The sequence below is a fragment of the Photobacterium sp. MCCC 1A19761 genome (genome assembly GCF_037389125.1).
Taxonomy (GTDB): domain Bacteria; phylum Pseudomonadota; class Gammaproteobacteria; order Enterobacterales; family Vibrionaceae; genus Photobacterium.
This window is the reverse complement of sequence record NZ_JAZGTF010000002.1, coordinates 270263-283611: the sequence shown is the minus strand read 5'-3', so window position 1 is coordinate 283611 and position 13349 is coordinate 270263. Positions and strand designations below refer to the sequence as shown.

General features: G+C 57.7%; 8 protein-coding genes. 3 read left to right on the top strand and 5 right to left on the bottom strand.

What is annotated here, in order from left to right:
• Positions 1 to 15: 15 nt before the first annotated feature.
• Positions 16 to 654, bottom strand: a complete 639-nt coding sequence (locus tag VV869_RS03955; RefSeq protein WP_337733682.1) for a LysE family translocator — start codon at positions 652 to 654, stop codon at positions 16 to 18.
• A gap of 231 nt (positions 655 to 885) precedes the next feature.
• On the opposite strand from VV869_RS03955, the gene VV869_RS03950 reads away from it, so the two are divergent.
• Complete coding sequence (locus tag VV869_RS03950; RefSeq protein WP_337733681.1) at positions 886 to 2754, top strand: MFS transporter; 1869 nt, start codon at positions 886 to 888, stop codon at positions 2752 to 2754.
• A gap of 100 nt (positions 2755 to 2854) precedes the next feature.
• Here VV869_RS03950 and yccS read toward each other — a convergent pair whose 3' ends face one another.
• Entirely contained in the window at positions 2855 to 5059 is a 2205-nt protein-coding gene (gene yccS, locus VV869_RS03945; RefSeq protein WP_337733680.1) for a YccS family putative transporter, read from the bottom strand.
• A gap of 193 nt (positions 5060 to 5252) precedes the next feature.
• Between yccS and helD the strand changes: the two genes are divergently transcribed.
• Positions 5253 to 7343, top strand: a complete 2091-nt coding sequence (gene helD / locus VV869_RS03940) for a DNA helicase IV (RefSeq protein ID WP_337733679.1) — start codon at positions 5253 to 5255, stop codon at positions 7341 to 7343.
• 24 nt (positions 7344 to 7367) lie between these two features.
• Here the strand turns inward: helD and VV869_RS03935 are convergent, their stop codons facing one another.
• The 3 genes from VV869_RS03935 to torT all read right to left on the bottom strand — a co-directional run bounded on the left by VV869_RS03935 (position 7368) and on the right by torT (position 10176).
• A complete protein-coding gene (locus VV869_RS03935; protein WP_337733678.1) occupies positions 7368 to 8366 on the bottom strand; it encodes an alcohol dehydrogenase catalytic domain-containing protein in 999 nt (332 codons plus the stop codon).
• 123 nt (positions 8367 to 8489) lie between these two features.
• On the bottom strand, positions 8490 to 8948 hold the full coding sequence (locus VV869_RS03930) for a methylglyoxal synthase (protein ID WP_337733677.1): 459 nt from the start codon (positions 8946 to 8948) through the stop codon (positions 8490 to 8492).
• Positions 8949 to 9090: 142 nt separating this feature from the next.
• A complete protein-coding gene (torT, locus tag VV869_RS03925) occupies positions 9091 to 10176 on the bottom strand; it encodes a TMAO reductase system periplasmic protein TorT (RefSeq protein ID WP_337733676.1) in 1086 nt (361 codons plus the stop codon).
• Between the two features lie 193 nt (positions 10177 to 10369).
• On the opposite strand from torT, the gene torS reads away from it, so the two are divergent.
• On the top strand, positions 10370 to 13333 hold the full coding sequence (gene torS / locus VV869_RS03920) for a TMAO reductase system sensor histidine kinase/response regulator TorS (protein WP_337733675.1): 2964 nt from the start codon (positions 10370 to 10372) through the stop codon (positions 13331 to 13333).
• Positions 13334 to 13349: the final 16 nt, after the last annotated feature.

The following is a 13349-nucleotide window of genomic DNA, read 5'->3' as shown; positions in this document are numbered from 1 at the left end:
TGAGTCCGGGAAGGGCTAGGGCGTCGGCACTTGTGAGGCCAGCAGCCAGATCGCCAGTACGAAAAAAATCAGCCCCATGAACTTGTGCTGGTTGGTGCGGAATTTTTCATTTTTCAGCAGCGGTTTGCCCAGGCTGCCGACCATGGTCACTAAAAACAGGTTAAACAGTAGACCCAGCACATTGAGCAGTAAACCCAACACCAGCATTTGCTCGCCGGAGGAAGCGCCGATCTGTGGCGAGACGAATTGCGGCAGGAACAACACAAAGAAAATCAGTGCTTTCGGATTCAGCAGGTTGCTGATCACGGCCCGGCGGTACAGCGTCATTGCCAGGCCGGAAGACTGCGCAACATCCGGCGCATCCGCCGGCTGGGTGCGCATACAGTCCCAGCCCATCTTCAGCAGGTAGGCACCGCCCAGCAAGCGGAGCACTTCCAGCGCCAGTGGATTCATGGCAATCAGGGCCGACACGCCCAGTGCGGCCAGCAGGGTCAGGATGATCCCGGAGGTGGCATTGCCAAAACTGGCGAACACGCCCACTTTTTTGCCGTAGCTCAGGCTTGAGCTGGCGATGAGCAACATGTCAGGGCCGGGGATCAGCAACAGGGCAATGACCGCTGTCAGGTATACCGGCAAGATGGAAAAATCGATCATGGGAAATTCGAACTACAGAAAGAAGGGCTGGATTCTAGCGGTAAATTTGGACGAATAAAATAGGGTGTGGGTATATTGTGGGCGATTTTTCCTGAATTGATTCTATTGATGGATTTTTATACTAGACATATGTCCTTATCTTTGACTCGTGATTGAAATAATTAATTGAACAGTGTTCGATTGTGTCGTAGAGTACCGTCTATCAACTTCGAATGGATGGCGAGGCGACACATGAACCAGTTCAGATTAATGACCACCCGGCGCTTTTTGCCCTTTTTCCTGACGCAGGCACTGGGCGCGTTTAATGATAATTTGTTCAAGAATGTTTTACTGTTGATGATTGCGTTTTCCGGCCTGTATTCCCAGCAAGCTAGTGTCACAATGGTCAACTTGGCGGCAGGTTTGTTTATCTTGCCCTTCTTCCTGCTCTCACCGATTGGCGGTCAGCTGGCTGACAAGTATGAAAAATCAGCCCTGATCCGGCGGTTGAAATTAGCCGAAATCGCCATTATGGCCGCGGGGGCGCTGGCGCTGTATTTGCAGTCCATGCCGGGCTTGCTGGCGGTGCTGTTTTTGATGGGAGCCCAGTCGGCATTGTTCGGTCCGGTCAAATTCTCCCTGATGCCCCAGCAGTTGCGCGAGCATGAGCTGGTGGGTGGCAATGCCATGGTTGAGATGGGCACCTTCGTTGCGATTCTTGGCGGGACGGTCGTTGCCGGACTGCTGTTCTCCTCCGAGCAAGCCACGATGCTGGTGATGGGGCTGATCCTGGGGCTGGCGGGACTGGGCTATCTCAGCAGCCGGGCGATACCGGCCACGCAAGCCGGCGATCCATTGCTGACCGTGAACTGGAACCCGCTGACCCAGCTGGTCCGGACCATTCGTCAGGCGCGTCAGAACCGGACGGTCTTTCTGTCGATCCTGGCGATCAGCTGGTTCTGGTTTATCGGCGCGACGTATCTTACCCAGTTGCCGCACTTTGCCCGCGATGTTCTCGGCGGCAGTCCGCAACTGGTGACGCTACTGCTGACGGTATTCTCGGTCGGGATCGCCTGTGGCTCGTTGGTATGCGAGAAGCTATCTGGCGGACAGGTGGAGTTGGGGCTGATCCCGCTCGGCGTCCTCGGGATCAGTGTCTTCGGGATCGACCTCTATTTTGCCGGACAACAGGTTGTGGCGGCCCAGAACGTTGGTGTGATGGCGTTTCTCAGCGCAGGAGAAAATCTCAGGTTGTTGTTCGATTTGGCGATGGTCAGCGTATTTGGTGGTGTGTATGTCGTGCCGCTCAATGCTCTGATCCAGCTGCGCAGTGATGCTCGCAGCCGTGCCCGAACCATCGCGGCTAATAATGTGATGAATGCACTTCTGATGGTCCTGAGCGCACTGGTTTCGGTGGTGTTGATCAACGGACTCGGACTGTCGGTGCTGCAACTGTTTCTGGTGGTCGCGGTGGTCAATATTGCCGTTGCCTGCTACGTGTTCTCTCAGGTGCATGAGTTCCTGCTCCGTTTTCTGGTCTGGAGCCTGACTCACGTGATGTACCGGGTCAAACATACCCAACTCTCACATATTCCGGAAGAAGGGGCTGCGGTACTGGTGTGCAACCATGTCAGTTACGTTGATGCGCTGCTGATTGCCGGGGTTAGCCGTCGCCCGGTCCGGTTTGTGATGGATAAAAACATCGCCAACCTGCCGCTGGTGAAATACTTCTTCAAATGGATCAAAGCGATTCCGATTTGCGCCCATGGCAAGTCGCCTAAAATCTACCATCAGGCGTTTGAGGCCATCAGTGAGGCACTCGAGAAAGGCGAGCTGGTGTGCATCTTCCCGGAAGGCAAGCTGACCCGGACCGGCGAGATGAATGAATTTAAAAAGGGGATTGAGCTGATCATCAGCCGCAACCCGGTTCCGGTGGTGCCGATGGCGCTCAAGGGGATTTGGGGCTCGTTCTTCAGCCATCATTACGGCCGGGCGTTCAGCAAACTGCCGCGACGCTTCTGGTCCAAAGTGGAAATTGTTGCCGCCCCCAAGGTTGCGCCGGACGTTGTCACTGCGCTTGGGCTCCAGCAGCAGGTACAACGCTTGCTGAATACTGCTTAAGCGTGGTTTGGGGAAGAATGAAGCAATAGCGCTGTGACGACCCTCAGGCCCCGAACGTTCGGGGCCTGATGAATTGGCGAAAAGCTATGTTGGGGGAGAGCTATGCCTGCCCCGGTTGGCCGGAGAGGGCCGGTGGCTGGGCATCTTTGCGGGTGCGGGCGGCCAGTTTATTGGCCAGGGAATGCAGCTCCGGCAGCATGCGCTGGATCAGGTGGAGTTGTTGCAACACCATTGTCACCGAGGTGTTGTCCTCGTCGCGCCATTGGGCCAGGCGCTGCTCCAATTCGAGATCAGATTGCGGGGCCTGGACACACTGGTTGCCGCTGAGCTGTTCGGCCAGACAATCGAGGTGGCCATGGATTTGCCGGTGGGCCTGGGCCACCAGAGAGTGGGTTTGCTCATCATTAAGCTGCGTGCGATGGGCGCCCAGCGCCGAGATATAACTCAGCATGGCATGGTTTAAGGTCAGGAAGCGGAAACACTCCTCGGTGGCCATGCGGTAGCGACCCGGCTCGGCCAGCATATTGCTGATCGCAGTGCTGAGCTGGGCATCGGTGTTATGGGCTTCGCGCCGGGCGATCCGGTAGCTCAGGCTGTCTTTCTTACCGATCCGGTACTGGCCGATAATCTGTCCCAGGTAATCCCGGTTGGTGGCGATCGCAGCGGCCATCACCTTGTGCAGTCGCTTGGCCTGCCAGTCCGGCAGGATAAAGCTGACGGCCAGAACGGCCAGCAGGCATCCGAGCAGGGTATCGCCCAGGCGCGGCAGGATCACCGCATAGCCTTCGCCGAGCTGGTTAAAGCAGAACAGCACCAGCAGGGTAATGAAGCCGGTCGCCAGATCGTAACGTACGGTCCGAAACGCAAAGAACAGCACCCCGGCCAGCACCATCAGCACCAGCTGGCCTTCCTGGCCCGGAAACAGGTACAGCAACGGCATGCCGATCAGCAGTCCGGCCAGCGTGCCGACCACCCGCTGAACCAGTTTCTGCCGGGTCGCGCCATAATTCGGCTGGCAGACAAACAGAGTCGTCAGCAAAATCCAGTAGCCCCGTTCCAGTTCCAGCACCTGAATACAGCCGTAGCCGATGGTCAGGGCCACGGCCATTCGGATCGCGTGGCGAAACAGCATGGAATCGGGCTTGAGCTGACTTTTCAAGCGTGCCCAGCGATCCTGCATACTGCGGGCTTCGGTATCGGCCAGCTCAGTGTCGCTGCCGGTTTGTGCCACATCCGGGTTACTGACGTTCGACAGCTGGCGCTCGACCGTGGCCAGGTTCTGAAACAGATATTCCAGTTGGGTCAGGAGAGAGCGCCATTCAAGATTGTGCTGGTTTTTCAGATACAGCAGCGATTCCTGCAATTCATCCAGTGCTTTGACGCTGTCGGCGCTGTGGCGGTAGGGCTTGCCCATTGCCAGCGCGTACGAGATATCCCGGCAGGCTTGCGCCTGATGGGTCAGCAGACGCTGAAAGCGAAACAGCACGTCGCTGCGCTGGAAGGCTGCTGCCAGATCCTGATAGCGATAGTGAGACGAGCTGGCTCGTTCGTGAATATCCTGGGCGAGAAAGTAGATTTGCAGGAACCGGTCGCCGCGCTGATTAGGCTGGCCCCGCCGGGCCCGGCTCAACAGGGTGGCCTTGGCATTGTTCAGTGCCGTGACGACCCGCGCATTCTGGCTTGCCGCAGCCAGCCGCAACGGCTGGGGATTGAGGTTACTGACCGGGTCGAACAGGCGACTTTTGCATTCCAGATAATCGGAGAACTCACTGAATACGGCCGCCAGGCTTTGTTGTACCGGATGGTTGGGCCACAACAGTTGCCAACTGATGGACAGCAGGCCGTACCAGGATGCCCCGGCTAACAGCAGCGTAGGCTGATACCAGAGATTAGGACTGTTTGCGGCCCCCAGCATGGTATAGACCGCCAGTAGCAGAGAGGCGAACGCAATACTGGCGTACCGGGCGCCAATTGCGCCGAGCATGATAAACCCGAAGGTCGAGCAGAACAGGCCAATCGCAAACAGCCAGGGGAAATCAAACAGCAGCTCGATGGAAAATGCAGCCACCATGAAGCAGATCAGCGTCATGGCCAGCGCTTTGAGCCGTCCTTGCAGGCTGTCGTCGGTTTCCGCCAGCGCGGCGGCGATGATCCCCAGCACCAGGGGAGTGACTTCGGTACTGGCCTGAAAATACCAACAGGGCAGGGCCACGCCGATCAAAGCAATCAGAACCCGAATACAGTAGTTAATGCGTTCATTGGCCCAATAACGGCGTAACGTAAATTTCAGTCGGCTGGTGTGCATGGCGGCTTAATTCATCAGATAGAGAGTTAAAGATACCAGAATTGCCCGTAACAGGGCTATAAACCCCTATTCAAAATAGTGAGATAGCGATTTCTTAGCAGAAATTTTACGCAAAAGACGGTTTCGGCGCTTTGGCAGCAAAACACTTCTTGCTACTCTTACGGACGTTTGAAGTTAGGGTTGGGTTACAGCAATGCGTTTAACAGCCGGTTGGCTCGCACAGTGGTTAGTGCAAGGGGATTTTTGCAGCATCGCATTAGGCGAGAACTGCTTGATCCTGGACAGTCAGACTGCAACAGAAGAGATCCCGTTTGACGATTGGGACGGGGCCATTGCTGTGCATCGTGGGGTCCTGTGGGGCGCGTTGGAAATCACCTCGGCCGATCAGCAGTTTTGTTGGACGGTGCATGGGCTGCCCTGGCGGCAGTGCAAACAATTTGCCGCTGTGCTGCTTGAGGCTTATCGTCACTGGGCACAGGGACGAGTGGAAACTCTTGATCAGCAGCTGCCTGAAATGCTGGCGCGGATCGATCAGTTTGCAACCCAGCGCACTTATTTGCGGACCTCGGAATACTACAAACTGACTCGCTTCCTGGAAAAGTCGCTGGCCATGACCGGGCTGACTCAGGAGCTGGCGGCGTCATTCCGCCCGATGGCGTTTGAGAAAGTCTCTCCCTGGCTGGCCGGTAACCAGGACTGGGTCGAGGAAACCAATCAGCAATGGTTGCGGCAGGAAGCCGAAAAATGGTCTTCCTGGTTCGATACGTTTGAATCCTCGCCGCTCAATGCTTCGCAGCGGGAAGCGGTGCTGATCAATCAGGACCATAACCTGGTGCTGGCCGGGGCCGGTTCCGGGAAAACCAGCGTGCTGGTGGCCCGGGCCGGATATCTGGTGGCCAATCAGGTGGCGCAGCCGGAAGCGATCCTGATGCTGGCCTTTGGTCGCAAAGCGGCGGAAGAGATGAGCGAGCGCCTGAGCCAGAAGGTGAATAAGCAGATCAAAGTGGCGACGTTTCATAGTCTGGGCACCCAGATCATCCAGGCGGTTGAGGGGGAGCGGCCGAACGTTACCCCATTGGCGCTGGATGAAAAAGCCCGTGCCGGATGGATTGCCGGCATGCTGACCGAGCAGTGGGAAACGGCGGCATCGGCCAAGCGCTGGCAAAAACACCTGACCCAATGGCGGATCCCCGGATTCAAAGCCGATAACTCGATGGAGAAGCAGGCCCGCAGTGAACAGCTGGCGGCCTGGATCTGGCGTCATATCGAGCTGCTGGGTCAGCGCGGGGCGAATAAGTCCGAGCTGGCGCAGAGCATCGAGCAAAGCGAGGCCCATGAAGCCAGCCAGGCACGGATGAAAAGTGAACTGGCGCTGTTGTGGCCCTGTTTCCGGGCTTATCAGCAGCATCTGAAAAACCAGAAGCAAATTGACTTTAACACCATGATCCAGAAGGCGACGGAGTATGTTGCCGACGGGAAATTTACCCCGCCCTGGCAATTTATCATGGTGGATGAATATCAGGATATCTCGCCCCATCGTCTGGCTTTGATTGAAGCCTTGTGCCGTCCGGTCAGCGGGCAGGTCAAACCCAGCCTGTTTGCGGTGGGGGATGACTGGCAGGCGATCTACCGTTTCGCCGGGGCGGATGTGAACCTGACCACCGGGTTTGAGCAGCGCTTCGGTGCGTGTCACCTCACCGAGCTGGATACCACCTACCGTTTTAACAGCATGATCGGGGAAGTGGCCAATCTCTTTGTCCAGCAGAACCCGCAACAGTTGAAAAAGCAGCTGAACAGTTTCAAAAAGCAAAAGCGCAAGGCCGTCACCCTGCTGTGTCAGGACCTGCTGGAGCAGGAACTGGTGCAGCTGGCAGCCCAGCACAGTGAGCCGACCACCGTGCTGTTGCTGGGACGAAATAATAACCAGCGCCCGGACAAGCTCAAAGCCTGGCAAAAGCAGTGGCCACAGCTGGGGCTGAACTTCATGACCTGCCATGCCAGTAAAGGGCGTGAAGCCGATTATGTGTTTATCCTGGACGTGAACCGGGGCGTGTTCCCGGCACCGGATCGGGAAACCGGGCTGGCGGGCTGTTTGCAGGCACGGCATGAGCATTTTGCCGATGCCGAAGAGCGGCGGTTGTTCTATGTTGCCCTGACCCGGGCGCGGCATCATGTCTGGGTCTGTGCCGATCCGGAAAAAACCTCGCCGTTTGTCAATGAACTGATAGATGAACGCTATCCGGTGATGAATAAAATCAAACGGATGAAAGCCGCCCGCAGTTAGGACGGTCTTCAGCCACCCCCTGCATCAGCGCTGCGTGTCCTTGGCGCTGATGCGCAGCACCAGCTTACCGCTGTGCAGGCCCATATTCAGGGTTTCCAGCCCGGATTTTAACTCCTCGAACGCAAACACTTCACCAATCATCGGGTCGAGCTTGCCGTCAGCCACCAGATCGCTCAGGGAATTGCCGATATCCGTCAGGTGGTGAACATGATCCAGAGTGCCGTGGGCGTAGGTGCCATGCAGGGCGACTTCGTGCAGACTCAGGGCCTTGGTGGTCGCCAGCAGCGGGACCTGGTTGAACTGATCGGCAATCATTACAATCTCGCCGTTATATCGGATCAGCGCACTCATGATGCTGCCGGACTTAGCGGACACGCAATCGATCACCGCGTGGACCAGTTGATCTTCGGTCAGTTCGATCAACCGCATGGCCACGTTCTCGGTCTCCGGGTCAATGACGGCGTCAGCACCGTAGCCCTGTAAGCGTGGGTGATGGCGGCCCGAGGCGATGGCATAGACGGTCGCGCCGGCCAGTTTTGCCAGCTGGACGGCAAATCCGCCGACACCACCGCCGGCACCGGTAATGGCGACCTTATGGCCGGGCTGGAGGCGGAGTTTATCATAGACCGCCTGCCAGGCACTGAAACCGGCACACGGCAAGGCCGCTGCCTGCTCGAACGTAACGGCGTCGGGGATCCGACTCAGGGTCGAGGCTTTGACACAGGCGTATTCGGCAAACCCGCCGGCCCGGCGCGGATCGGCGAAACATAGGACCCGGTCCCCGGGACGCAGGTGGCTGACGTTGCGCCCGACCTGATCGACGGTCCCGGCAATATCCAGCCCGATAATTTGCGGATAAGTCCAGGTTGCGTAACCCCAGTAGAGCAGTTTGTGATCGAAGGGATTTAGCCCGGCCGCCGCGACTTGAACGCGCACTTCATCGGCAGCAGGTTTGGGTTTGACCGCGCGGGCGAGGGTGAGGCTGTCCGGTCCCTCAGGCTGATTTAAGATCCATGCTTTCATATCCACCCCTGCTATTTATCATTATGATTTGATAAAGATATACCAAACACAGCGGGCTGGGCGGGGTGGCAAAGAAAAAGCCTTCCGGTGAGGGAAGGCTTGGGTAGTGCATAAGGTGTGTGATTACCCGAGACGTTCGGTCAGGTAAGCATCGTAATCCGGAATTTCAATGTCGACTTCTTCATTGAGCTTCGGGGACGAAATCATGAAGTTGGCACTGGCACGGTTGGTCGCCACCGGAATATTCCAGACCGCCGAAATACGCAGCAGGGCTTTGACATCCGGGTCGTGCGGGACGGCATTCAGCGGATCCCAGAAGAAAATCATCATGTCGATTTTCCCTTCCGAAATCAGTGCGCCGAGCTGCTGGTCGCCGCCCATCGGGCCGCTCAGCAGGCAATTGACGTTCAGACCGGTTTCGCGGGAGATCAAGTGGCCGGTGGTGCCTGTCGCATACAGGGTATGGTGTTGTAGTTTTTCCTGATGTTCAGATGCCCAGCGCAACAGGTGGGTTTTGCAGTTATCATGAGCAACCAGTGCAATATGCTTGCTGGCGTTCATTTTACGGGTTGTTACGTGCATTCAGCGCTCCACGTTGGGGTAGGGTCGGGTATTACTGATAGGTAAAATTGTAGTCATTAATATCAGAGGCCACCGGAGATGTACAATAGCAATATCGTGAAATTTCGCCTTGGTAACAGTATTTTCCCCGATCTTTACAGCGCTACGGACGTGAATGGGTGGTGGGCGAAATCCGGAAAGTGGGTCGAAATTCAGCGGGCGACAATGAATCGCTGATCACCTGAGCGGGCAGATGATCGGGGGTCAGTGGTTCGATGATGGTCGCCAAATCCCGCTCAACCGGACGTTTATCCAGATAGCGGACGGCCTGGTCGACGGACAGCATTGCTTGCTGAGCCATTTTGTCCGTTGGAGCAAACAAGACCCGGCCGCGCAGCAGACCGCGATAGACGCCGTGACTGAGATAGGTTGAAACGATCCCAATCTCTTTCAGCTGATCCATTGAGCGCAGCTCGCTGATCGCCACCTCCGCGGCAACCGCCCCACCGACGATATAATCGATATCCTGCCGTTCGGCAAACAGCTGTTGGATCAGGTTGCGCTGGAGCTCTTTGCTGTTGTCGGCCCACAGGGTTGCGACAATACGAACATCACTGCCTTGAATCGCCTGGCGAAATCCCTGGTTGACCGGGTGGGTACCGCCGCGCCATTTGGGGCCCGGCAGCCAGGCAATATTTACAATGCCGCTGCCGGCCGGATGGCGCTTGGCCAGAAACTCTCCGGCGGCCTGGCCCATCTTCGACCAGTCGACGCCGACTTTGCCGACGACCTGCCGATGCAGGTCAGAGTCGGTCATGTCCAGATCATTGATGGTGGCAAACACCGGGATGTCGGCGACCAGTTGGCTGAGCTGGCCGGCGTAGGCGCGGCGATCCACGGCGCCGAGAATGATCGCGTCGGCCTGCCACTGGCGGCACTGTTGCAGTTGCGCCTGCTGGTGGGTCAGGTTGGGATAGCCGCCGGCTTCGAGCACCTTGAGCTGAACGCCCAGTTGCCTGGCATGGCGCACCATACCGTAATTGACGGAGAGCCAGTAGGAGTCTTTCAGATGCGGATAGACGGCACACAGTTTCCATGGCTTGGAAGCTTGCGTCAGGGGCTGATAATGGATCTGCTGCGGTTGTCGGGGTTCATGAAACGGAGGGCGGTTGGCTTCAACCCAGACCTCAGCCGAGGCGGAAAAGGACAACAGGCTGAAAAACAGAGAAAATAACGGCCTTTTTGTCATGATTCGTAGCATCCCAACAGTTATCGCTGGCAAAATAGTAAAGCTTTATTGGTTAGAGCGCCATACAGATGATGGGGTTCCTGCGGGGAATGCCCGGTACGCTTCCGGATCAGGTGTTCACCCGAACCGGGATTGATCTGCCATGATCTGAATGAAAGCCGTTATTTTGGAGTGTCACACTTTGGGTCGATTTATGACATTCACGCCGCGCAGCATCGGCCGGAAATTGCTGATTGCCTTTTCGATGATGGCGGGGTTGATGATCGCCGCCGCGGTCATCGGGGTGGCCGGATTCTCGCTGGTGGCCAAAACCGAGCGGACCGTGATTAACACGGCGGTCCCGGCATTGGCCGAAGCCCGTAAGTTATCGGATCTCAGTACCCGGATCATTTTCACCGCGCAGGTGCTGGCGAAATCGACCACCGAGACAGAGCGGGATCGCCAGGGAAAAGCGCTGACGATTCACATTGAACAGTTGACGCAGAGCCTGGCGGATCTGGAGCAGTATGCCTTTGCCCCGGAGTTGATGGACCAGTTGCATCAGGACGTGCGCAATATTGTCGATAATCTGGCGCAGCTGGGTTGGTTGGTCGGGCGTAAAATCAAACTGGAAGCCTCGGCGGCGGACTTGATCAAGGTCCTGACGGCAGCCACCCAGCAAATCGACGTCCTCTCGCAATCTCAGGTGTCCAACGCCAGTACTACGGCGGTGGCCAATGTGGCGCGGATCTATGATTTGGTAGACAGCGGCGATAAACCGGCGGCGTTTCGTGCTCTGGATACCCTGGTCGAAGTGGATATGGACCTGACCGAGCGGTTGTTCGAGCTGCGGTTTATGTCGCAGCAACTGATCAATATGCTTGATGAAATCAGCCGGGTGGAGAATCAGGGCGCGCTGGAAGTGCTACATGAGCGGTACCGGCAAGCCACCACGATTATGCAGCACCGGGTTCGCGCCGTAGAAGATCCGAGCCGCTCGGCACTGCTGGTGACGCAGACCGATATTCTGGCCCGCGAAGAGCCACTATTTACCCTGACCCGCGAGTTGCTGAGCGCCCGGCAGGATGTGGAACGGATGGAGCAGCAAAACCTGGTTCTGTTCCAGCAGTTGAACCAGACGGTCGGGGATCTGATTGCGGCGGCGAACTGGGGAACCCAGCAGGCGGTTTCGGTGGTGGAGGGGACCTTAACCGTGGCCCGTAACAGCCTGATCGGGATATCCGTGGCCGGTTTGCTGGCGCTGGTGCTGATCACCTGGCGCTATGTGTATGCCCGGGTGATCCGGCGGATGAACCGGTACCGCGAGGTGCTGCTGTCGATAGCGCGCGGCGACCTGGATGTTGAGTTGTCGATCCAGGGGGATGATGAGCTGGCCCAGATGGGACGGGCGATTATGGTGGCGCGGGACACGGCTGCCGAACGTCACCGTCTGGCCCAGGCCGAGGCCAAAATCCGGGCTGAATTGCAGCAACATAAAGCCAGCCTGGAGCGGCTGGTGGCCCAGCGAACCAGCGAGCTGGAGCTGGCCAACAATCAGCTGAATCTGGAAGTGGTCAACCATGCCAAGGCTCGGGCCGAAGCCGAGCGGGCCAACCGCGCCAAGTCCGCCTTCCTGGCGACCATGAGCCATGAGATCCGCACGCCGATGAATGGGGTACTGGGGACTGCATCCCTGCTGGCCGATACCGGGCTGACCGCGCAACAGGAAAAATATCTGGACGTGATTAACCGCAGCGGTGAAGCGCTGATGGACATTCTCAACGATGTGCTGGACTACTCGAAAATCGAAGCGGGCCATCTGGAGATCCGCCCGGCGGACTTTTCCCTGCCCGAAGTGGTGTCGGATGTTTATCAGCTGTTTGAAAGTCGGGCGCTGGAGAAAGGGATCCGGATCGAAACGGAGATCAGTGCCGAGCTGCCGGCGTTCTGGTTCGGTGATCGGGTGCGGTTGCGGCAGATCCTCACCAACCTGGTCGGCAATGCGGTGAAGTTTACCGAGCAGGGGCAAATCACCATTCGGGTCGAAGCTGATCCGGATGATGCCGAGCAGTTGTTATTCCTGGTGGAAGATACCGGGGTAGGGATTGCCACCGATGAACAACGGGGCTTGTTTGAAGCCTTTCAGCAATCGGAAACCGGGCAACAGACACTGGGCGGCACCGGCCTCGGGCTGGCGATTAGCAAGCGGCTGGTCGAGGCGATGGGCGGCGAAATCGGGGTGCGCTCCCGGCCCGGCGCCGGGAGCTGTTTTTGGTTTCGTCTGCGCCTGGCTCAGGGGCAGCAAGTGAGCCGGTCACTGGCTTCGATTCAGGATATCGCGGCGGCCCGGGTCCTGCTGGTGGAAGATAATCCGGTGAACTGCTTGATTGCCGAGGGCTTTTTGCACCGGCTGGGCCATCACGTGGTGGTGGCTGAAACGGGAGAGCAAGCCAGGGCGCTGTATGCTGCGCAGGCGTTTGATGTGGCGATTCTGGATATTAATTTGCCGGATACCGACGGCGTGAGCTTGCTGAAAGCTCTGCGCGATCTCGAAGATGGACAGGAAGGCCCGTACACCCCGATGATTGCGTTTTCCGCCCATGTGTTCCGTGAAGAGGTCGAATCCTATCTGGCCGCTGGATTCGCCGGATTTCTGCCCAAGCCGCTGACCGAAATTCAGCTGGTGGAAACCATGGCCAGCGTACTGTCCGGGGAGCACCGGGTACTTGATGTGGCACAACCTTTACCGCAGGAAGAAGTGATGACAGAGACCCATGATGACAAGCCTGAGCGGATGCGTGAGCCGGAGGCCCCGGTTTTGGACCTCGCAGTGCTGGCCGCGGATGCCAAAGTGCTGGGGCCGAAGCAGGTGCTGAAGCTCATCACGCTGTTTGAGGATTCGTCTGCTCAGACGGTGGCCAAATTGCAGGCCGCAGCGGACGACGGCAAGACGCCGCTGGTGGCAGACCTGGCCCACACCCTCAAAGGGGCAGCCGGGAGCTTGGGGCTCAAGCAGCTCTATCACCTGTGCCTCGATTTGGAAGTGACGGCCAAGCAGGGGGAGTTACGGGATGGGCTGATCGCCCGGTTGCCCGCGGCGTTTGAGGCGGCCTGCGAGGCGCTGAACGCAGCATTCGGCACTAATGCGCCGGATAACAGCCAGACGCCCAATTCGTAACGGGCCCGACAAAGCA

Coding starts and splice junctions, on each gene's coding strand:
- VV869_RS03935 (WP_337733678.1), bottom strand. CDS start 8,366: ATGAAAGCATGGATCTTAAATCAGCCTGAGGGACCGGACAGCCTCACC.
- yccS (WP_337733680.1), bottom strand. CDS start 5,059: ATGCACACCAGCCGACTGAAATTTACGTTACGCCGTTATTGGGCCAAT.
- torT (WP_337733676.1), bottom strand. CDS start 10,176: ATGACAAAAAGGCCGTTATTTTCTCTGTTTTTCAGCCTGTTGTCCTTT.
- VV869_RS03930 (WP_337733677.1), bottom strand. CDS start 8,948: ATGCACGTAACAACCCGTAAAATGAACGCCAGCAAGCATATTGCACTG.
- torS (WP_337733675.1), top strand. CDS start 10,370: ATGACATTCACGCCGCGCAGCATCGGCCGGAAATTGCTGATTGCCTTT.
- VV869_RS03955 (WP_337733682.1), bottom strand. CDS start 654: ATGATCGATTTTTCCATCTTGCCGGTATACCTGACAGCGGTCATTGCC.
- VV869_RS03950 (WP_337733681.1), top strand. CDS start 886: ATGAACCAGTTCAGATTAATGACCACCCGGCGCTTTTTGCCCTTTTTC.
- helD (WP_337733679.1), top strand. CDS start 5,253: ATGCGTTTAACAGCCGGTTGGCTCGCACAGTGGTTAGTGCAAGGGGAT.